This window comes from Bradyrhizobium sp. USDA 4486 (genome assembly GCF_054057995.1).
Window position 1 is genome coordinate 2,108,976 of record NZ_JBSRZV010000001.1, and the last position, 20,312, is coordinate 2,129,287.

Annotated in this window: 12 protein-coding genes and 1 pseudogene; 6 read left to right on the forward strand and 7 right to left on the reverse strand. The window is 63.8% G+C overall.

Going from position 1 to position 20,312, the window contains the following annotated elements:
- The gene (locus ACVWY3_RS10350; RefSeq protein WP_456838348.1) at positions 1–861 is read left to right on the forward strand and encodes a PCC domain-containing protein; all 861 of its coding nucleotides are present in this window, start codon (positions 1–3) and stop codon (positions 859–861) included.
- A gap of 16 nt (positions 862–877) precedes the next feature.
- Here the strand turns inward: ACVWY3_RS10350 and ACVWY3_RS10355 are convergent, their stop codons facing one another.
- Positions 878–2,941, reverse strand: a complete 2,064-nt coding sequence (locus ACVWY3_RS10355; protein ID WP_456838349.1) for a DUF1217 domain-containing protein — start codon at positions 2,939–2,941, stop codon at positions 878–880.
- A gap of 260 nt (positions 2,942–3,201) precedes the next feature.
- On the opposite strand from ACVWY3_RS10355, the pseudogene ACVWY3_RS10360 reads away from it, so the two are divergent.
- From ACVWY3_RS10360 to ACVWY3_RS10370, 3 genes and pseudogenes are all read left to right on the forward strand, one after another.
- Positions 3,202–3,967, forward strand: a pseudogene (locus tag ACVWY3_RS10360) (AAA family ATPase).
- 922 nt (positions 3,968–4,889) lie between these two features.
- Positions 4,890–5,456 (forward strand): SRPBCC family protein, encoded by a 567-nt coding sequence (locus ACVWY3_RS10365; protein WP_456838350.1) that lies wholly within the window; start codon positions 4,890–4,892, stop codon positions 5,454–5,456.
- Between the two features lie 2 nt (positions 5,457–5,458).
- Entirely contained in the window at positions 5,459–6,412 is a 954-nt protein-coding gene (locus tag ACVWY3_RS10370; protein WP_456838351.1) for a YVTN family beta-propeller repeat protein, read from the forward strand.
- 51 nt (positions 6,413–6,463) lie between these two features.
- Here the strand turns inward: ACVWY3_RS10370 and ACVWY3_RS10375 are convergent, their stop codons facing one another.
- From ACVWY3_RS10375 to ACVWY3_RS10395, 5 genes are all read right to left on the reverse strand, one after another.
- Positions 6,464–7,138, reverse strand: coding sequence for an HAD-IA family hydrolase (locus ACVWY3_RS10375; protein WP_456838352.1), 675 nt, complete (start codon positions 7,136–7,138; stop codon positions 6,464–6,466).
- A 271-nt stretch (positions 7,139–7,409) separates the two neighbouring features.
- Positions 7,410–10,388, reverse strand: coding sequence for an excinuclease ABC subunit UvrA (uvrA, locus tag ACVWY3_RS10380; RefSeq protein ID WP_456838353.1), 2,979 nt, complete (start codon positions 10,386–10,388; stop codon positions 7,410–7,412).
- Positions 10,389–10,752: 364 nt separating this feature from the next.
- Positions 10,753–12,132: a group II intron reverse transcriptase/maturase gene (ltrA, locus tag ACVWY3_RS10385; protein WP_456837647.1), complete on the reverse strand. Its 1,380-nt coding sequence runs from the start codon at positions 12,130–12,132 to the stop codon at positions 10,753–10,755.
- Between the two features lie 481 nt (positions 12,133–12,613).
- Complete coding sequence (locus tag ACVWY3_RS10390; protein WP_456838354.1) at positions 12,614–13,303, reverse strand: outer membrane protein; 690 nt, start codon at positions 13,301–13,303, stop codon at positions 12,614–12,616.
- Positions 13,304–13,541: 238 nt separating this feature from the next.
- On the reverse strand, positions 13,542–14,303 hold the full coding sequence (locus tag ACVWY3_RS10395; RefSeq protein WP_456838355.1) for an outer membrane protein: 762 nt from the start codon (positions 14,301–14,303) through the stop codon (positions 13,542–13,544).
- A gap of 450 nt (positions 14,304–14,753) precedes the next feature.
- Here ACVWY3_RS10395 and ACVWY3_RS10400 point away from each other — a divergent pair, with 450 nt between their 5' ends.
- Both ACVWY3_RS10400 and gyrA read left to right on the forward strand, forming a co-directional pair.
- Positions 14,754–15,251: a single-stranded DNA-binding protein gene (locus tag ACVWY3_RS10400; protein ID WP_456838356.1), complete on the forward strand. Its 498-nt coding sequence runs from the start codon at positions 14,754–14,756 to the stop codon at positions 15,249–15,251.
- A gap of 349 nt (positions 15,252–15,600) precedes the next feature.
- Entirely contained in the window at positions 15,601–18,336 is a 2,736-nt protein-coding gene (gyrA, locus tag ACVWY3_RS10405) for a DNA gyrase subunit A (protein WP_456838357.1), read from the forward strand.
- A 56-nt stretch (positions 18,337–18,392) separates the two neighbouring features.
- On the opposite strand, the gene ACVWY3_RS10410 is transcribed toward gyrA, so the two are convergent.
- A complete protein-coding gene (locus ACVWY3_RS10410; RefSeq protein ID WP_456843332.1) occupies positions 18,393–20,246 on the reverse strand; it encodes a potassium transporter Kup in 1,854 nt (617 codons plus the stop codon).
- Positions 20,247–20,312 lie beyond the last annotated feature (66 nt).

The window sequence follows — 20,312 nt, forward strand, 5'->3', positions numbered from 1 at the left end:
ATGCGGAGTATCAAGCAGCCGGGCGCGCCGCCTCCCGAACGCATCCAGTGGGTGGAAGCGAGGGGGCGCGCGTTCACGTTCACGCTTCAAGCCGGCCTGCCGTTGCTGGAAGCCGCGCGCCGTGGCTTTGCCGCGGAGGGATTTGCGGCTGGCGTCCTGAATTTCGGCCGCGGCGCGCTCGGGCCGTTCGCCTATGTGATGCCGGCGCTGTCGAAGACCGGCGAGAACGCGGCGTTCTACAGCGACACCTATCGTCCCGGCGGCGTGACGCGCACCAGGCTCGGCAGCATGACCCTCGGTACGCGCGACGACGCACCGTTCTTTCATTGCCACGGGCTCTGGACCGAGGCGGATGGCACGGCGAGCGGCGGCCACATGATGCCGGATGAGACGATCGTCGCCGAGCCGTTCGAGGTCGAGGCGTTCGGCCTCGATGGCGCGGCGTTCACGACCGCGGTCGATCCGGAGACCAACTTCAGGCTGTTTGGACCGGTGGCCGCCGCGAGCACCGGCGCACGCACGGCCAGCCGCGCCTTCGCCCTGCGGCTGCGGCCCAACCAGGATTTTGCCGGCAGCCTCGAAGCGTTCTGCCGCGCGCACGGCATCGCCCGCGCGAAGGTTCGCGGCGGCGTCGGTTCGACCATCGGCGCGCGCTTCACCCATGGCGGCGTGACCGAGCCGTTCGCGACGGAGCTTGCGGTGACGGCGGGGACGATTGCGCCGGGCGCTTCGGGCGCACTCGAAGCGGCGCTCGACATTGCCCTGATCGATTACACCGGCGGCATTGCGGAGGGCCGCTTGATCCGAGGCGACAATCCCGTGCTGATGACCATGGAGCTGGTGCTCGAGGTGTTGGCGTAATAGCCCCGAACGATCATCAGTGAGCACGCAGCTTGGCAATGGCGAGGTACGTCGCGTCACTTAATCCCGAGTTCGATCCCTGAAAGAGGTTGAGCAAGGGAGATTGGGTCTGACCGGTGCTCTGGCTGTTTCTGATGTCATACATGGCGGAGAAACGGTTCAACAGCTTTGCAACCTTCGTTGGATCGGACAGATCCGTGATCTTCATGAACTTGTCCACGAACTTGGCCTGCTGATCGATCGGCATCGCAGCCATCGAGTCCGGTAAATCGAACGTGGTCCTGAACACCTCCGAAAGAGCCTTGTCGGCAAGGATGTCGTAGGCGGAGGTGATCTCGCCGGCCTTGCGCTGGAAATAGAGTGCCAGGCGCACGCCGGGATTCGTCTCACCCTGCTGCTGCTCCACGCTTTGTTGGAGATAGTTCGCCTGTGTTTCCCGGAATTGATCCCGCTTCTGCGGGCCCATCAGCGCAAGACGGGCGACGTCGCCCTTGCTGTCGAAATTGAACGACGCTGCGATCTCGGCAAAGCGCGGATCGCTCTCGGTGTTGGCGAAGCTCTTTGGATTGTTCAAGTCGGAAGCGAAGATCTTCTTGAGATAGTCGGTGCTGACCGTCTTGGGCTCCAGGCCTTTGGCGACGAGAATGAAATCGACCATCTTCCGGTTTGCAAGCAGATCGGAAACGCTGTCGATGCCTCCGATGGCTTCCTGATAAGCCGTCGCGTCTTTCTGCGCCTGGGCTCGAACGGCCTTCTGCTGATCGGGGCTTGCCTGCTTCACTGCCTGTATGACGTAGTCCTTTGCAATGTCGAGGACTTCAGCCGGGTCCTGAGCCACCAGGGGCGTCGTCAGATTGCCTTTTGCGTCGAAGTTGAAGGCGCGCGCGAGCTCAACGTAGCGATCGTCCTTCAGCGTATAGACGTAGCTCTTGGGATCGCTGAGATCGCTTTCGAGGACAGCCTTGACGGTGTTCTGCGAAATCTTTGCCGGATCGAGGCCGACGGCGCCCAGCGCGAAATCATATACGGCTGGAGTCGATACGAACGTCTGGACTGAGTTGATGGTGAGGACGGCCGTTCTGAATTGCCTGATGGCCAGAGCTTCGTTCAGCGGGCTGACAGCCGCATAGACCTCCGACTTGCTGTCGTCGAACCGCTTTGTCGTGAGCGTGACGTTTGCGGCGGTTTGCGCAGACACGCCCGACGGAAGCGACCCGTCAGGCGAAAACTCGAATGCGCCGGCCAGATCTACGAAGTTACCGATCGTGGCGATTTGATCGCCCAGGTCGGATACGCTTGTCGTGTATGATTCCAGGTGATGTTTTTCGACCAGGATCTGGACCTTCAACTGGGACACGTCGGCACCCGGCTGCGAGAGTTGGGCGGTGTAGTCGGCGATCTTCGTATTGGTGGCGCTCACGTCCGATTTGGCTTGGGCGAGCTGGGCTTTGAGGCCAATCACCTGGGATGCGAAGGTGGTGTTGACATAGCTGTTGGGATCGGATGGATCGCTGCGCAGGACCTGGCTTATCGTGTCACGGGGCCACTTGCTTTCATCGATCCCGAACGCTGAATAGACGTAGTTGCGAAGGCGGTCGTCGTTCAGGAGCTGGTCTGCACCGGTGATGTTGCCGATTTTGGCGTTGTAGTAGCTGGTGTCGTCGGCAAGCGCGTCGACCTGGCTCTTCTTGGTCGCCGTGTACAGACCGATCATCTCGTCGGTCTGGTCGTCCGATTGTGCGACCGGCGTCGCAGTGCCGTTGAACGAAAACGCCGCGGCAAACTCACGGTAGCGCTTGTCGACCAGCTTGTTGACGAAGCTCTTGGAGTCGTTGAGATCGCTCTCCAGCACCTTTTTCATGAAAGCCTTGGCGTACGCCATGTCCTCCAGGCCATATGCCTTCATCGCATAGTGATAGAGGCGATGGTCCTTCATGAAATCGTCGACGGTCTTCACCTTGCCGATGTTGGCCCTGTAATAGGCGGCCTCCCGCGCGACATCCGGCTGCTGTTCGACCCGCGTCAGCGACTGCTTGAGATTGCGCGTGATGTAGCTGTAGCTGAAATAGGTCGTGACCATCGCGCATTCCTCGCGGCTTAGTGTCCCGGACGTCCGTCAATCATTGCCGGGGTCGCGAGGTGGGAGCTGGCGTCATGCCAGCAAACTGTCTGGTAGCCCGATTTTTATCGGCAATTTCAGGTAGCAATTTGTGTCCAAGTAACGCATATCGGGTATGTTTCCAGTCGTTTCCATATGTTTCCCAGATGCAGCTTTCGCGAAGCTTTTGTTCCTGATACGTTCCAATCAAGGTTCAAGCGGAACGGGTGGGAAAGCCGGACATGAGCCGCAGGAGCAGTCGAACGATCAATCTGCCGGCCCCGTATTTGAAGCGGGTCTGGCTCGACCCGTCCCAGGTTCGCGATCGCGAGGTCTATCCGTTTTGCTTGCCGATCTTTCCGGACGATTTCGAGCTCAACTTCGAGGCCGCCATCACGATCATCGTTGAGAGAACGGCACCGGGAAGTCGACGATCCTCGAGGGGATAGCAGCGCTCGCCGGCTACGACGATGCCGGGGCGGCAAGGGCTACATGCCGGTTGACCACTCCGAAGCCCGCGAGAATATGGGCGGCCAGCTCTCCAAGGCGCTGCGCGCAAGCTGGCTGCCGAAGATCACCAATGGGTGGTTTTTCCGCGCCGAGAGTTTTTTCTCGGTCGCGCGATACCTCGACAAGGCCGCACGTGATGCCGGACAGGCCGGTCCCGATTTCCTGTCGCATTCCCATGGCGAAGGCTTCCTGCGCTTCTTCGAGGAGCGCTGCCAGCGCCAGGGCATCTTTATCTTCGACGAGCCGGAGTCGGCGCTTTCGCCGGCGCGCCAGATCGAGTTCCTGAAACTGCTGCGCCGCATGGACCAGTCCCGCATCTGCCAGGTCATCATGGCGATCCATTCGCCAATGCTGATGGCCTATCCAAATGCCAAATTGCTCCGGCTCGGGAAATATGGGCTGGGGCCGACGACAGTGGAGGAGACGGATCGTTACCGGCTGATGCGGGAGTTTTGCGCGGACCCGCGTGGGTTCGTAGATGTGACGCTGGGGGAATAGGCGAGGGCACTCCCGATACTCGCTCTCGCCGTCGTCATTGCGAGCCACGCCAAGCGCTGCCCGATGACAGGCTCCGCGAAGCAATCCAGAATCTCTCTGCGGAGGCAGCCTGGATTGCTTCGTCGCAAGAGCTCCTCGCAATGACGGAGTGTGTGGCATCGGCTGAGCCTCAATCGACGTTCGAGTCCGATTGCTGACATACCTTCGCGCTCTCGCGGCCTATCCGGTCCGAGCTTTGCTTCAGTCGCCGCCCCCGAACATGCCGAGGGCGCAGGGAAGGCCGGGTGCCGGCTGGGCACCCACGGTCCGCTGTGCGCGAAATGCGCTGGAAGATGATGCACAGCGGCATACAGGTGAAGCCAAACATCCGGCCTTCCCTGCGCAGTGGTTTGACGGCTTATGTCGCGCTCTCCCCGGGGAGCGATGCACTATTGCCCCCGTCGCCTTGCGGATAGCTGACGCGCGGACCCGATCGGGCACCGCGCATCACCGCAAGACTTGGCGCACAGACCCCGGGCGCCAGGACCACACGATTTTGCCGTACGCAGACTGCACCGGTCGTGTGCGCGCTAGCCGTCGCTCACGGTGTGACCCGCCCCTGCAAACCGCCTTCGCGCCGACGCCGCCTGCGCCCACCACGTCCCACCCCGCATGTCGTGACGATCGCGATACGCCCCTCGGCACGGGCTGGGATGGCCGCAACATGCGATAATTCCGAATTCGAGTAAAGCGAATTGTTTTCGCCGCCGTGCATTGACCCTGCTCTTGCGTGTGTTGCCCGTCGGGCAACGCGATGGATGGTGTGGATGGGCGAGCGCCTCGGCCACAGCCGCGCCGCGAACCGGTCTCGCCATGGTCCAAAAATGCGCTACCATGGCCTCAGCGCGCCTCAAGTCGCGCGGATGAAGAGTGAGGAAACGGTATGAGGACGAGAAGCGGAACGGCGATCGTCGGGGTGGCGGCGCTGGCGGTGGCGGGGATGGCTCTGTCCGCTATGTTTGAGCCGGTGTGGGCGCACGGGCCGACCCGGCAGAAGGTGCGGGAATCCATCGAGATCAACGCGGCCCCGGCCAAGGTGTGGGCGGCGATCGGCAATTTCCAGGACATGAGCTGGCTTCCGCCCGTCACCAAGACCGAGGGTGAGAAGGGCAACGAGATCGGCGCGACGCGGAAACTGACGCTGACCGGCGGCGCCACGATCGACGAGGAGCTCTACAAGTTCGACGCGGCCGCGATGACCTATTCCTACCGGATCACCACCGTCGACGTGAAGGTGCTGCCGGTCACCAACTATTCCTCGACGCTGACGGTGACGCCGAGTGCCGACGGCAAGGGCGCGACGCTGGAATGGGCCGGTGCGTTCTATCGCGGCTATCCCAACAACGATCCGCCGCCGGAGCTGAGCGACGAAGCGGCCAAGACCGCGGTGAGCGGCCTCTACAAGAACGGCCTCGAGGCGCTGAAGAAGAAGATCGAGAGCGGAAGCTGAGCGTGCGCGCCCTGGTTCTGGCGGCGCTCGCCGCCAGCATCTGCATCGCCGGCCTCGGCTGCGCGTCCGCCGAAGAGGCGTTCGTCACCAACCAGCTCAGCGACGATCTGATGGTCGTGGACCTCGCGACATCACGCAGCGTTGCGACCATCCCGATCGGCGGCAAGCCGGCCGGCGTGGCCGTCAGCCCGGACGGGCGCTTCGCCTATGTCACCAGCCCCGACGCCAAGGTGGTGACGGTGGTCGACGCCGCCACGTGGCAGGTCGCAAGCCGCATCGAGATCGGCGGCGGGCCGCTCGGCATCGCGGTCGCGCCCGACGGCCGCACCATCTACGTCGCCGACTGGTATGCGGCGGCGGTACGGGTGATCGATGCGGTCGCCCGGCGCGTCACCGCCAGCATCGCGGTCGGCGCTTCACCGTCGGGGCTTGCGGTGACGCCCGACGGCAAGCTGCTGCTCTCGGCGAACCGTGACGACGACAGCGTCTCGGTGGTGGACACCGCGACCGGCGAGCGCAAGGCGAGCATCAAGGTCGGCACCCGCCCGTTCGGCGTCACCATCGATGCCGAGGGCAAGCGCGCCTACACCGCCAATGTCGGCTCTGACGACGTCTCGGTGATCGACATCGCCGCGGGTGCCGAGATCGGCCGCGTGCCGGTCGGGATGCGCCCCTATGCGGTGGCGCTGGCGCAGGGCCGCGGCTTCGTCACCGACCAATATGGCGGCACCGTCAGCGTGTTCGACCTCGCGAGCTTGAAGCCGGTCAAGCGCATCAATGTCGGAGACTACCCTGAAGGCATCAACGCGACCGCCGACGGCAAGCGTGTCATCGTCGCCTGCTGGGAGAGCAACACGCTCGATATCATCGACGCGGCCGAGCTGAAGGTGATCGGCGAAGTCAGGGTGGGCGATGGGCCGCGGGCCTTCGGGGCGTTTCTCAGGCGGACGGAGTAGGGGCATCTCGTAGCCCGGATGAGCGAAGCGAAATCCGGCACAGCGCCATCCTCATCCATCGACGTTCCCGGATGTCGCTTCGCTCATCCGGGCTACGGCTGCGGCGCAGAGCGTCGAGCTAATCTCATCGATCCGCTCAAACACGTGGTCCGGCCCAAGTGCCCGCAGCGCGGGCGGTGCCGCATAGCCCCAGCACACCGCGCCACAGGCGATGCCTGCGGTCCGCGCCGCCTCGATGTCGCGCACTTCGTCGCCGATCGCGATCACCTTGCTCGGCTCGACACCGGCGCGGCGGATGACGCGGCGGAATTTCGCCGCTTTGCCGAACAGCGATGCCGAGCAGTCGTAATGCGAGAACAATGCGGCGGCATCCCCGAGCTTCTCGCGCGCATTGGCTTCGCTGTCGGAGGTCACCAGCGCAAGCTGCACGCCATTGTCGGCAAGTGCTTGCAGCATCGTCTCGACGCCCGCAAACAGCGAGATCTCGCCCGCTGCCTCAGCCTTCAGCCGCCGCGCATGCCGTGCAATTGCCGGCAGCTTCCACAAGGGCACCTCGAGCCGGCCGAGAATTTCGCGGCTCGACGCATGACGGAGCTCTTCGATCTCCTCATTCGCGACGCGGCGAAAGCCGAAGCGATCGGCGACGTCGTTGATGGTACGCAGAAACCAGGGGAAGCTGTCGACGAGCGTGCCGTCGAGATCGAAGATGGCGAAGGTGTAGGGCATGGAGAAATGGGAAGTTGGCCGCGATGCCAATGAATCGGATTTAAGGTTGCAAACCGTTGCGATGCGTGACGAAAATCTACAATGGAGCTATTGTCGCTTCGTATATTCTAATTGCAATGAGAAACTTGGGGCGCGCCTAGTCGTCGGGCGCGTCCCCTAGCCGCAACGCACTGCATGTTTATTCGTTCGTTCGGCTTGGACAGTTCCGCGACCTTGATGAAAGGGCGCATAGATTCGAGGCAGAGATGAGCGTTTGACCAAGAAATAAGTTCTACTCCGCCGCCTCGCTCGTGCTTCTTCGCTTCGGCTTCCGCGCCTTCTTCAGCACCGGCTCCAGGAACTTGCCGGTATAGCTCCGCGGCGCCTTGACGATGTCCTCCGGCGGGCCCCAGGCGACGATCTCGCCGCCGCCGTCACCGCCCTCGGGGCCGAGGTCGATGACCCAGTCAGCGGTCTTGATGACCTCGAGATTGTGCTCGATGACGACCACGGTGTTGCCCTGCGCGACCAGCTCGTGCAGCACCTCCAGCAGCTTCTTGACGTCGTGGAAGTGCAGGCCGGTGGTCGGCTCGTCCAGGATGTAAAGCGTGCGGCCGGTGGCACGTTTTGACAGCTCCTTTGCGAGCTTGACGCGCTGGGCTTCGCCGCCGGAGAGCGTCGTGGCCTGCTGGCCGACATGGATGTAGTCGAGGCCGACGCGGTGAAGCGTCTGAAAAGTCTCGCGCACGCGCGGCACTGCCTTGAAGAACTCGGCGGCTTCCTCGACGGTCATGTCGAGCACGTCGGCGATGCTCTTGCCCTTGAACAGGACCTCCAGCGTTTCGCGGTTGTAGCGCTTGCCCTTGCAGACGTCGCAGGTGACGTAGACGTCGGGCAGGAAGTGCATCTCGATCTTGATGACGCCGTCACCCTGGCAGGCCTCGCAGCGGCCGCCCTTGACGTTGAAGGAGAAGCGGCCGGGCTCGTAGCCGCGCGCCTTGGCTTCGGGAAGGCCTGCGAACCACTCGCGGATCGGCGTGAAGGCGCCGGTATAGGTCGCAGGGTTCGAGCGCGGGGTGCGGCCGATCGGCGACTGGTCGATATCGATGATCTTGTCGATATGCTCGAGCCCCTCGATGCGGTCGTGCGGCGCTGCGCCTTCGCTGGCGCCGTTCAGCTTGCGGGCGATGGCGCGGTAGACCGTGTCGATCAGGAGCGTCGACTTGCCGCCGCCGGAGACTCCGGTGACGCAGGTGAACAGGCCGAGCGGAATCTCGGCGGTGACGTTCTTGAGGTTATTGCCGCGCGCGTTCACCACCTTGATGGTGCGGCGATGGTTCGGCGGACGCCGCTCCGGCACTTCGACCTCGAGCTCGCCGGTGAGGTATTTGCCGGTGAGCGATTTCGGGTTGCGCATGATCTGATCGGGCGTGCCCTCGGCGACGATGTTGCCGCCGTGCATGCCGGCGCCGGGGCCGATGTCGAGGACGTAGTCAGCGAGGCGAATGGCATCCTCGTCATGTTCGACCACCACCACGGTGTTGCCGAGATCGCGAAGCCGCTTCAGCGTGTCGAGCAGGCGGGCATTGTCGCGCTGGTGCAGGCCGATCGAAGGCTCGTCCAGCACGTAGAGCACGCCCGTCAGCCCCGAGCCGATCTGCGAGGCCAGGCGAATGCGCTGGCTCTCGCCGCCGGACAGCGTGCCGGACGAGCGCGACAGGGTGAGGTAATTGAGGCCGACGTCGAGCAGGAAGGTGAGGCGCTCGCGGATCTCTTTCAGGATGCGGCCCGCGATCTCGTTCTGCTGCGCGTTCAGCGCCGCCGGCACGCCCTCGAACCACTCGCCGGCCTTCCTCACCGACAGCTCAGAGATCTCTCCGATATGCTTGCCGCCGACCTTGACGCAGAGCGCCTCGGGCTTGAGCCGAAAGCCTTTGCACCCCTCGCAGGGCACGTCGTGGAAATATTTCGCCAGCTCCTCGCGCGCCCATTCACTTTCCGTTTCGCGGTAGCGGCGGTTGATGTTGGTGATCACGCCCTCGAACGGCTTCTTGGTGTCGTAGGAGCGCACCCCGTCCTCGTAGGAGAACTTGATCTCGTCCTCGCCGGAGCCGTAGAGGATCGCGTCTCTCGTCTTCTTCGGCAGGTCCTTCCATTTCGTGTCGAGCGTGAACTTGTAGTGCTTGCCGAGCGCGGTGAGCGTCTGCGTATAGTAGGGCGATGACGACTTGGCCCAGGGCGCGATCGCGCCCTTGCGCAAGGTGAGGTCCTTCTCGGGGATGACGAGGTCCTCGTCGACATGCTGCTCGACGCCGAGACCGCCGCAGGCCGGGCAGGCGCCATAGGGATTGTTGAACGAGAACAGGCGCGGCTCGATCTCGGGGATGGTGAAGCCGGAGACCGGGCAGGCGAACTTTTCCGAGAACAGGATGCGCTCGGGGCCGCTCTTGTCGTGGATCTTCGCGGTCTTCTTCTTCTCCTCGGCGGGCGCGGTGGCGGCCGGCGCGTCGGCGAACTCGACGACGGCGAGGCCTTCGGCGAGCTTCAGCGCAGTCTCAAAGCTTTCGGCGAGGCGCTGGCCGATGTCGGCGCGGACCACGATGCGGTCGACCACGACGTCGATGTCGTGCGGGAATTTCTTGTCGAGGCCAGGGGCTTCGGCCAGCTCGTAGAAGGTGCCGTCGATCTTGACGCGCTGAAAGCCCTTCTTGAGCCATTCGGCGAGCTCCTTGCGGTACTCGCCCTTGCGGCCGCGCACGACCGGGGCCAGCAGATAGAGGCGGGTGCCTTCGGGCAGCGCCAGCACCCGGTCGACCATCTGCGAGACGGTCTGGCTCTCGATCGGCAGGCCGGTCGCGGGCGAATAGGGCACGCCGACGCGGGCCCAGAGCAGGCGCATGTAGTCGTAGATCTCGGTCACGGTGCCGACGGTCGAACGCGGATTCTTCGACGTCGTCTTCTGCTCGATCGAGATCGCCGGCGACAGCCCGTCGATCTGATCGACGTCAGGCTTCTGCATCATCTCCAGGAACTGGCGGGCATAGGCCGAGAGCGACTCGACGTAGCGGCGCTGGCCTTCGGCGTAGATGGTGTCGAAGGCGAGCGAGGATTTGCCGGAGCCGGAGAGCCCGGTGAACACCACGAGCTTGTCGCGGGGAATCTCGACGTCGATGTTCTTGAGGTTGTGCTCGCGCGCGCCACGGATCGTAATTGCGCGCAGGCTGGAGCCCGCGTTCTGCTGTTGGCGCTTCGCCTTGATCACTTCATCCATCCGAGTTGCCCTCAAGGAATCCCATGGGTGCGCGAGCGCGCCGACGCTGGAGGCGCGCTTCGCCCGGAACCGGGAACGGCGCCGATGGGTATGGCAGCGAACGTAGGAAGAACGAGGGCGGATTTCCAGTGGACTTTGCGAATCGTCAACGGATTGTTGGCGCGCTGGCGGCATCTGGCAGGAGTGAGGGATCTGGAACAGGCGAAGCGTCGGCCCTTCGTTCGCGGTCGAGTGCGGGTTTGGGGAATCCGCACGTGACCGGCGCCAATCAGCGGCGCGCGAAAATCGGGATAGGGGGGAGTCTCGCGACTCCTCCCCTCCCACACCACCGTACATACGGGTCCGTATACGGCGGTTCGGCGGATTATGCAGGCCACTGTCCCGTGACGGAAGCCAAGCCGAGCGAAGCGAAGAAGCTATTTGGCAGAGCAATGGCGAGCGCGGGGCTGTTCGCGAGCCGCCAAGGGCCATGCGGGGCGCCGGCAGTTTGCGCTGCCAGATCCCGGCCGACGCCACGGCGTCGCAGCTCGGCGAAGCGAGCGGGTCCATACTTCCATTGCTTCCAGACGACGGCGCGCAGCCGCCGCCTGATCCACCGGTCAAGCACGCGCAACACCGACGGGGTTTGGCAGAAGCCGAAGTAGCCGCGCCACCCGATCAGGTAGGCTGACAACTCCTTGGTAATCTGCACGAGGCTTCGACCGCACGTGCGTCGCGTCAGCTCCAGAACTTTTACCTTGAAGCGGGCGAGCGCCTGCGGCGCGATGCGCCGTCGCGGTGGTTCACTTCCGCCGGTAAAGCTGAAGCCCAGGAACTTGCGAACGCTCGGTTTGGCGACCGCACTCTTGGCCTTGTTGATCTTGAGCTTGAGGTGCTTTTCGAGGAACCGTTCGAGGCCGGCCAACACCCGCTCGCCCGCCTTCTGACTGCGTACATAGATATTGCAGTCGTCGGCGTAGCGCACGAAGCGATGGCCGCGTTTCTCCAGTTCCTTGTCCAGCACATCCAGCATCAGGTTCGACAACAGCGGCGAGAGCGGTCCGCCTTGCGGCGTACCCTCCTCCGTCGGGCTGACCAGCCCTGCCTCCATCACACCCGCAGTCAAGAAGCCACGGATGAGCTTGAGGAGGCGCTTGTCAGCGACCCGTTTGGCAATGAGCCCCATCAGGATGTCGTGGTTGACCCGGTCGAAGAACTTTTCCAGATCGATGTCGACGACGACGGCGTAACCGGATGCGATGTAGGTCTGCGCCCGTTCCACCGCCTGATGCGCCGAGCGGGTCGGCCGGAAGCCGAAGCTCGCCTCGGAGAACGTTCCGTCCCAATCTGCCTGCAACACCTGCATCACCGCCTGCTGGATGAAGCGGTCGAGCACCGTCGGGATGCCGAGCGGCCGCAGGCCGCCCGACGCCTTCGGTATCTCCACCCGCCGCACCGGCTGTGGCTTATAGGTGCCGTCAAGCAACTGGGCGCGGATCGTGAGCCAGTGCTCCTTCAGATAGGCCGATAGCTCGCCGACGGTCATCCCATCGACGCCTGCCGCACCCTTGTTGCGCTTCACTTGCGCCAATGCTGCTTGCAGATTCTCACGCTCGACGACTACTTCCATCGACGGTCCTGCGACCGCCGGGCGTTCGAGGCTGGCTCTCACCGCGCTTGCTTCGGTCTCTCCGGCGGCGGAGCTTGCGGCTTCACCGCCTGCTCCGGTGCCCAAGTTCAGTTCGACCTGATTCTTCTGCCGCATGGCTCGCGCGAGATCGTTGCTCTACTAACCACTTCCACCGTTCGGGCCTTCGGCGGCACACGCCACCTACTATGCCCTCAGCTGACTTCTGCGCTGCGGTCGGGCCGCCTTACGACGACCTCAGTCCCGTTGCCGGGACACAACGCAGACCTCCCGAGGTAAGACCGACCGCCTTCACCGCGCGCCCGCCGAATTTACCACCCCGACCCTTGATGACCCTGGACTTCGCGATCAGTTGCTCGCTCGTCCGGCCGGGTAGGCCTCGTTATCCGGTGTTTGTCCATCGGGCCGCGGCTTTGCTCCACGCTTTCTTCAGACCCCACCTCGCGGTGACGCCCTTGCGCTTCGCTAATCCTTCGCCGCCATCAGGCTGGATAGAGGACTTCCACCTCCAAGCTGTCGTTCATACTCGGCACACAACAAAAAGGCCGGCGCGAGGCCGGCCTTTCGTGACGATATGACGTCGGTCGTGAGACGAAGCTCAGTACTTCGCGACGATCGGGCCGCCGAAGTGATAGTTCACGCCGACCTGCACGGTGTGGAAGTTGAGCGTGCCGGTGGGCAGGGCGCCGGCGAAGTAGGTCTCGCCGCCGAGGCTGCGATACAGGTATTCGCCCTTGATCGACCACTGCGGCGCGATGAACGCTTCGACGCCCGCGCCGACGGTCCAGCCGGAGTGCCACTTGCTGTCCGACGCGCTCACGCCGAGCGCCGAGAGGGTGATCTTGTTGTCGATCCAGGCGTAGCCGCCCGTGCCGTAGAGCAGGACGTTGTTGACGGCCCAGCCGATGCGGCCACGCACAGTGCCCATCGCGTCGGTCTTCGAGCTGGCGGTTGCGGTCACAACGCCGAAGCCGGGGACAGCGGTCGCGCCGGTCGCCGTGGCGCTGACGTCAGCCCAGGCGCCGTCGGCCTCGATGCCGAACACGACGTTGCCGGTCTGCCAGTTGTAGCCGGCGGTGCCGCCGACGAAGCCACCCTTCATCTTCGGGTCGCCCGAAGCGTTTTCCCAGGCGCCGCCGCCGACGATACCGAGATAGAAGCCGGTCCAGTTGTAGACCGAGGCCACTGCCACCGGAGCCTTGGTGTACGGGCGGGCCGCGAGATCAGCCGCCGACGCGGGGGCAGCCAGAGCGAACAAACAGGCCGAAGCCAACAAAACTTTCTTCATTTCAACCAAAATCCCAGTCCCAGTTTCTGTTGTTGCCTTCCGCGTGCAGAAGGGTATCGGACGCCGTGGTCCAACTGGCGCCGTGCTTACACCACCAAATCCGCAAGTTGTGTCTCTCAAAAGCCACAACAGCTGCAAAACGTCATAATTGCTGGCAGATTGTCGCAGCTCGGGATCACGCAAAAAAAAAGGCCGGCGCAAAGCCGGCCTTTGATCTCTGAATGATGTCTGATGGATATCAGTACTTCGCGATGACCGGGCCACCCCAGCGATAATTGATACGAACGAGACCCATATCGACGTCCTGGCGGACGCGTTCGGTCTGGACGAGAACGCCGCCGAGGGTGAAGTCGACGTTACGACTGCCGAGGAAGATGTGATCGTACTCGACGCCCACCGACCAGTTTGGAGCGAAGCCAAATTCGAGACCGGCGCCGACCGTTCCGCCCCAGCGGGTTTCCCGGGCCGATCCGAAGGTAGTGCCTGCACCCACGAAACCTGGCGCGACGATGAGGTCGTATTTGTCGCCCACGACCGCGCCACCACCCTTTACGTAGAACAGAACGTTATTCCAGGCATAGCCGACCTGGCCGGTAATCAGGCCGAAGGCATCGATCCGGGTACGGTTCTGCTGACCCGGGGCAGTCGGGCTGATGTTGTTTCCGCTGAAGTCAGCCCAGTTGCCCTGGCCTTCCAGGCCAAACACCCAGTTGGCGGATTGCCAACGATATCCGATTTGACCGCCGACCGTGCCGCCCGACGCGTCATGGCAGCCGTCTGTGATCAGCGTGCCGACGACCGGTGTCACGAAATCCCAACAATTGCGGCTCGTACCCCAGCCACCGTTGATGCCGATGTAGAAGCCGCTCCAGTCGTAAACGGTCGCCACCACCGGTGCCGGAGCCTTGGTGTAGGGACGCGCCGCGAGATCCGCCGCGCTTGCGGGAGCCGACAGGCCCAACGCTATTGCACTGATTGCACCAAACAAAATCTTATTCATTGCAGTCTCCCCAGTTTCGTCCGCTTCTCGAAGTCCCCGAAACGGTTGATCAGGCGCGACGCCCATATGGACTCAATTCCAAGGCAACCGTAGCTCAATGGTGAGGCAGAGTCCGTCTCCGAAATGCAACAGTCAGGGACCATCTGAGGCGTTTCTAACTTGATGAATGTTAAGCGCTTTTGCCCGTTGCCGGGAACCGGAAAAAGTTCCATCCGACGCTTGCTATTTTTGACGCCACCTCCGCCCGGTCCTGCCGCGCGTTGAGTGCGATCTGCACAAGAACAAATCTGGAACAAGCCAAGGGCTGATGCTATATGTGGGGATAACCTGAGGGGCGACGGGCTGATCACCCCGCGCGAGCGTATAGGTCGGCTCAACGGGGCGGCGGAGCTTCGCGGCGGGCGGGTTCGGCCTTTTGACATTCAATGGCATTTGGAGTGGAGAGCGGCGATGGCGGGAAGCGTCAACAAGGTCATTCTGGTTGGAAACCTCGGCAAGGACCCCGAAATCCGCCGCACCCAGGACGGGCGGCCGATCGCGAATTTGAGCATCGCCACCTCGGAGACCTGGCGCGACAAGAACAGCGGCGAACGCAAGGAAAAGACCGAGTGGCACCGCGTGGTGATCTTCAACGAAGGTCTCTGCAAGGTCGCCGAGCAGTACCTGAAGAAGGGCGCCAAGGTTTACATCGAGGGCGCGCTGCAGACCCGCAAATGGACCGACCAGAGCGGCGTTGAGAAGTACTCCACCGAGGTCGTGCTGCAGGGCTTCAACTCGACGCTGACGATGCTCGATGGTCGCGGCGGGGGCGGAGGAGGCGGCAGCTTCGGCGACGAGCCGGGCGGCGATTTCGGCTCCTCGGGTCCCGTCAGCAGCGCGCCGCGCCTTCCCGTGGCTGCCGGCGGCGGTGGCCGCAACAGCGACATGGACGACGATATCCCGTTCTGAGGCGGGCCACCCCGCGACAACGGGCCGGATCGGGCGGCGCGTTCCACGCGAGGTCAGCAGATCGTACTAATCGGCGGGACGGGCTCGGGACTTCCGGGCCCGCTTCACGTTTGGGATGAACTCGGATCGCGCCCGGCCAGCGGGCTCGCCGGGGCTCCTGCCGCCCGGTTTGACAGGGGCCAAAGCGCAATTCCTGCAAGCTGCTCCGGAAGCCGCCCAAGTGGCGGTCGCAGGGGCTTAAGTTATTGGAAGAATGAGCGGAAAAAGCACCTTGGGACGGGCCGTAAGGGTGGTTATCGGGGCGTCGATGCGCTATATGATTCCCAGATAAACCTCACCGGATTTCCCCTTGGCTGACGACGACAACAAGCCCGGCGACCAGCCGGCGCAACCCTCGGACATTCGCCCCGTCTCCATCCTCGACGAGATGAAGAAGTCCTACCTCGATTACGCCATGAGCGTGATCGTGTCGCGCGCGCTGCCCGATGCACGCGACGGCCTGAAGCCGGTGCATCGCCGCATCCTGTTCGCGATGAACGAGAAAGGCTACACGCCCGACAAGAAGCACAAGAAGTCGGCCGGTATCGTCGGCGACGTCATGGGCCAATACCATCCGCATGGCGACCAGGCGATCTATGATGCGTTGGTGCGCATGGCGCAGCCTTTCTCGATGCGCGAGCTGCTGGTCGACGGGCAGGGCAATTTCGGCTCCGTCGACGGCGATCCGCCGGCGGCGATGCGCTACACCGAGTCGCGCCTGGCCAAGATCGCGCTGAAGCTGCTCGACGACATCGATAACGAAACCGTCGACTTTCAGGATAACTACGACGGTTCCACCAAGGAGCCGGTGGTTTTGCCGGCGCGGTTCCCGAACCTGCTCGTCAATGGCGCCGGCGGCATTGCCGTCGGCATGGCCACTAACATTCCGCCGCACAATCTCGGCGAGGTGATCGATGCCTGCCTCGCGTTGATCGACAATCCGGCGCTGACGATCGACGAGCTCAACAACATCATCCCCGGCCCGGATTTCCCCACCGGCGGCATCATCCTGGGACGCCAGGGCATCCGCAGCGCCTATCACCTCGGCCGTGGCTCCATCGTGATGCGCGGCAAGGTCACCTTCGAGACGATCCGCAAGGAGCGCGAGGCGATCGTCATCACCGAGATCCCCTATCAGGTGAACAAGGCGACGATGGTCGAGCGCATCGCCGAGCTCTACAAGGAAAAGAAGATCGAGGGCATCGCCGACCTGCGCGACGAATCCGATCGCGACGGCTACCGCGTCGTGGTCGAGCTCAAGCGCGATGCCGTGCCCGACGTGGTGCTCAATCAGCTCTACAAGTTCACGCCGCTGCAAACGAGCTTCGGCGTCAACGCCGTCGCGCTCGACAGTGGTCGTCCGCAGACGATGAACCTGAAGGACATGCTGACGATCTTCGTCGGTTTCCGCGAACAGGTCGTCACCCGCCGGACCAAGTACAAGCTGCGCAAGGCGCGCGAGCGCGCGCATGAGCAGGTCGGGCTTGCCATCGCAGTCGCCAATATCGACGAGATCATCAAGGTCATCAGGCACTCGCCGACACCGGCGGCTGCCCGCGAAACCCTGATGACGCGCGACTGGCCGGCGCGCGACGTCGAGGACATCATCACGCTGATCGACGATCCCCGCCATCGCATCAACGAGGACGGCACCATCCGCCTGTCGCTGGAGCAGGCGAGGGCGATCCTCGAGCTGCGCCTCGCACGCCTCACCGCGCTCGGCCGCGACGAAATCGGCGAGGAACTGGCAAAGCTTGCCGGCGAGATCGGCGATTATCTCGAGATCCTGCGCTCGCGTGGGCGCATCCTCGACATCATCAAGACTGAGCTTGCGGAGGTGAAGGCGGAGTTCGCCACGCCGCGCAAGACCGTGATCATGGAGCAGGAGGGCGAGGTCGAGGACGAGGACCTGATCCAGCGCGAGGACATGGTCGTCACCGTCTCGCACGCCGGCTACGTCAAGCGCGTGCCGCTGTCGGCCTATCGGGCCCAGCGCCGCGGCGGCAAGGGCCGCGCCGGCATGCAGACCCGCGACGAGGATTTCGTCAGCCGGCTCTTTGTGGCCTCGACTCATACTCCGGTGCTGTTCTTCTCCTCGCGCGGCCAGGTCTACAAGGAGAAGGTCTGGCGGCTGCCGATGGCAGCTCCCAACGCGCGCGGCAAGGCGATGATCAATATCCTGCCGCTGGAACAGGGCGAGCGCATCACCACCATCATGCCGCTGCCCGAAGACGAGTCCACCTGGGGCCAGCTCGACGTGATGTTCGCGACGACGGGCGGCAATGTCCGGCGCAACAAGCTGTCCGACTTCGTCGACGTCCGCCGCTCCGGCATCATCGCCATGAAGCTCGACGACGGCGAAGCGATCGTCGACGTCCAGATCTGCACCGAGCGCGATGACGTGCTGCTGACCGCTGCCGGCGGCCAGTGCATCCGCTTCCCGGTCCCCGACGTGCGCGTATTCACCGGGCGCACCTCGATGGGCGTGCGTGGCATTGCGCTCGGCGAGGGCGACAAGGTAATCTCGCTGGCGATCCTGCGCCATGTCGAGACCACCTCCGACGAGCGTTCAGCTTACCTGAAGATGCGCCGCGCGGTCGCCGGCGAAGCGGCGGCTGACGAGGCGGCGGCGGATACCGAGGCCGAGGAGACCTCCGGCAGCTTCCAGCTCGCCCAGGAGCGTTATGTCGAGATGTCGGCGCAGGAGCAGGTGGTGCTGACCGTCTCCGTCAACGGCTACGGCAAGCGGACCTCGTCCTACGAGTACCGCACCACGGGGCGCGGCGGCAAAGGCATCGTCGCCATGAGCGTCAACAGCCGCAACGGCAACCTCGTCGCGTCCTTCCCCGTGGAGGATGCGGACCAGATCATGCTCGTCACCGACAAGGGCCAGCTGATCCGCTGCCCGGTCGAAGGCATCCGCATTGCTGGCCGCTCGACGCAGGGCGTGATCGTGTTCGACACCGCCGAGGACGAGCACGTCGTCTCGGTCGAGCACATCACCGAAGAGGCCGAGAACGGCAACGGCAATGGCAATGGCGAATAGTGAGGGCGGATAGCGAATGGAGCATTGTCCGTTCGCTATCGGCCATTCGCCATTCGCTAGATCTCCAGCTCCGTACCGAACTCCACTACCTGCCTGGTCGGCACGCCGAAGAATGCGGCGGAGCGTTCGGCGTTGCGCTGGAGGAAGGCGAACAGGCCTTCGCGCCACACCCACATGCCAGGCACGTCCTCGCGCGGGATGATGGTCTCGCGGCCGACATAATAGGTGACATCGGCGAGATCGATGCCGGGCAGCTTGCCTTGGCGGCAGACGAGCCCCAATCCCTCGTAGATCGTGGGGTTCTGCATGAAGCCGTAGTGCAGGATGACGCGTGTGATGCCGGGGATGATCTCGATCACCTCGGCGCGCTCCTCGTCCGGGATGTGCGGAGACTCCTCGATCAGCACCGTCACCAGCAGCACGCGCTCGTGCAGCACGTGGTTGTGCTTGACGAACTGGGTCAGCGCGAGCGGCACGCCCCGTGGCGCGGACGCCAGGAACGCGGCGGTCCCGGGCAACCTGGCGCGGCACTTGTTCACGGCGGTCTCGATCAGGTCCTCCTCGGGCTGGCGCAGCCGGGCGCGCGCAGCTTCGACCAGCTTCACGCCAGCACGCCAGGTCAGCATCAGGAAGGCCACGAGGCCGGCGAGCAGAAGCGGAAACCAGCCGCCCTCGAATAGCTTGATCGAGTTCGCGGCGAAGAAGATCAGATCGATGACGAAGAAGAAGCCGTTCACAGCCACGACGAGCCAGGGCGAAAAGCCCCACTGGATCGCGACCAGTGCGGCGAGCAGCGTGGTGATCGCCATCAGCAGCGACACCGCGATGCCATAGGCCCCGGCGAGAGCGTCCGAGGAGCCGAAGCTCAGAACTGCGCCCAAGGTTGCGGCCGCGAGCAGCCAGTTCACCAGCGGCACGTAGATCTGGCCGATCGCGTCACTCTGGGTGTGGCGGATCTGCATGCGCGGCAGGAAGCCGAGCTGGATCGATTGCTGCGTCAGCGAGAACACGCCGGAGATGATCGCCTGCGAAGCGATCACGGTCGCCACGGCCGAGAACGCGACCAGCGGATAATGCAGGGCGTCGGGGCAGAGCTGAAAGAACGGGTTCTCGATCATCGCGGGATCGGTGATCAGCAGCGCGGCCTGGCCGAAATAGTTCAGCACCAGCGCAGGCAGGCAGATCGCAAACCAGGCGAGCCGGATCGGCAGGCGGCCGAAATGGCCCATGTCGGCATACATCGCTTCGCCGCCGGTCACCGCGAGGAAGGCGGCACCGAGGATCGCGAACGAGACGTGGAAATCCTGATGAATCAGGAAGTCGAACGCGTAGAGCGGGCTGAGCGCGGCCAGCACGGCCGGGGCCTTGATGATGCCGTGGATGCCGAGCGCGGCCAAGACCGCGAACCAGGCCAGCATCACCGGGCCGAAAATGCGGCCGATGAAGCCGGTGCCCTGCTTCTGCATGATGAACAGGCCGACCAGGATGGCGATCGTGATGGGCACGACAACAGGCGAGAGCGAAGGAGCGTCGACCTTGAGGCCTTCGATGGCTGATAGCACCGAGATCGCCGGCGTGATGGCGCCGTCGCCATAGAGCAGAGCGGCGCCGATGAGCCCGACCACAAGCAGATGCGCGCGCCAAGTGCCCGGCTGGGCGTGCCGGGCATGCAGCAGGGCCAGCAGCGCAACGATGCCGCCTTCGCCGCGGTTGTCCGCGCGCAGGATCAGCAACGCGTATTTCAGTGAGATGATCAGCAGCAGGGCCCAGAGGATCAGCGATGCAACGCCGAGGACCGCCTCGTGACTTAGCGTTCCGCCATGAGCCGCCGCCTTGGCGGCTTCCTTAAGCGCGTAAAGAGGGCTGGTGCCGATATCGCCATAGACCACCCCAAGGGCGCCCATGGTCATGGCAAGCGGCAGCGGATCAGGATGGTGGCCGGAGGCGATTGCGGGCGTACTGGACAATGGCGACCC

Coding starts and splice junctions, on each gene's coding strand:
- uvrA (WP_456838353.1), bottom strand. CDS start 10,388: ATGGATGAAGTGATCAAGGCGAAGCGCCAACAGCAGAACGCGGGCTCC.
- ACVWY3_RS10365 (WP_456838350.1), top strand. CDS start 4,890: ATGAGGACGAGAAGCGGAACGGCGATCGTCGGGGTGGCGGCGCTGGCG.
- ACVWY3_RS10395 (WP_456838355.1), bottom strand. CDS start 14,303: ATGAATAAGATTTTGTTTGGTGCAATCAGTGCAATAGCGTTGGGCCTG.
- ACVWY3_RS10410 (WP_456843332.1), bottom strand. CDS start 20,246: ATGACCATGGGCGCCCTTGGGGTGGTCTATGGCGATATCGGCACCAGC.
- ACVWY3_RS10350 (WP_456838348.1), top strand. CDS start 1: ATGCGGAGTATCAAGCAGCCGGGCGCGCCGCCTCCCGAACGCATCCAG.
- ltrA (WP_456837647.1), bottom strand. CDS start 12,132: ATGCGGCAGAAGAATCAGGTCGAACTGAACTTGGGCACCGGAGCAGGC.
- ACVWY3_RS10400 (WP_456838356.1), top strand. CDS start 14,754: ATGGCGGGAAGCGTCAACAAGGTCATTCTGGTTGGAAACCTCGGCAAG.
- ACVWY3_RS10390 (WP_456838354.1), bottom strand. CDS start 13,303: ATGAAGAAAGTTTTGTTGGCTTCGGCCTGTTTGTTCGCTCTGGCTGCC.
- ACVWY3_RS10355 (WP_456838349.1), bottom strand. CDS start 2,941: ATGGTCACGACCTATTTCAGCTACAGCTACATCACGCGCAATCTCAAG.
- ACVWY3_RS10375 (WP_456838352.1), bottom strand. CDS start 7,138: ATGCCCTACACCTTCGCCATCTTCGATCTCGACGGCACGCTCGTCGAC.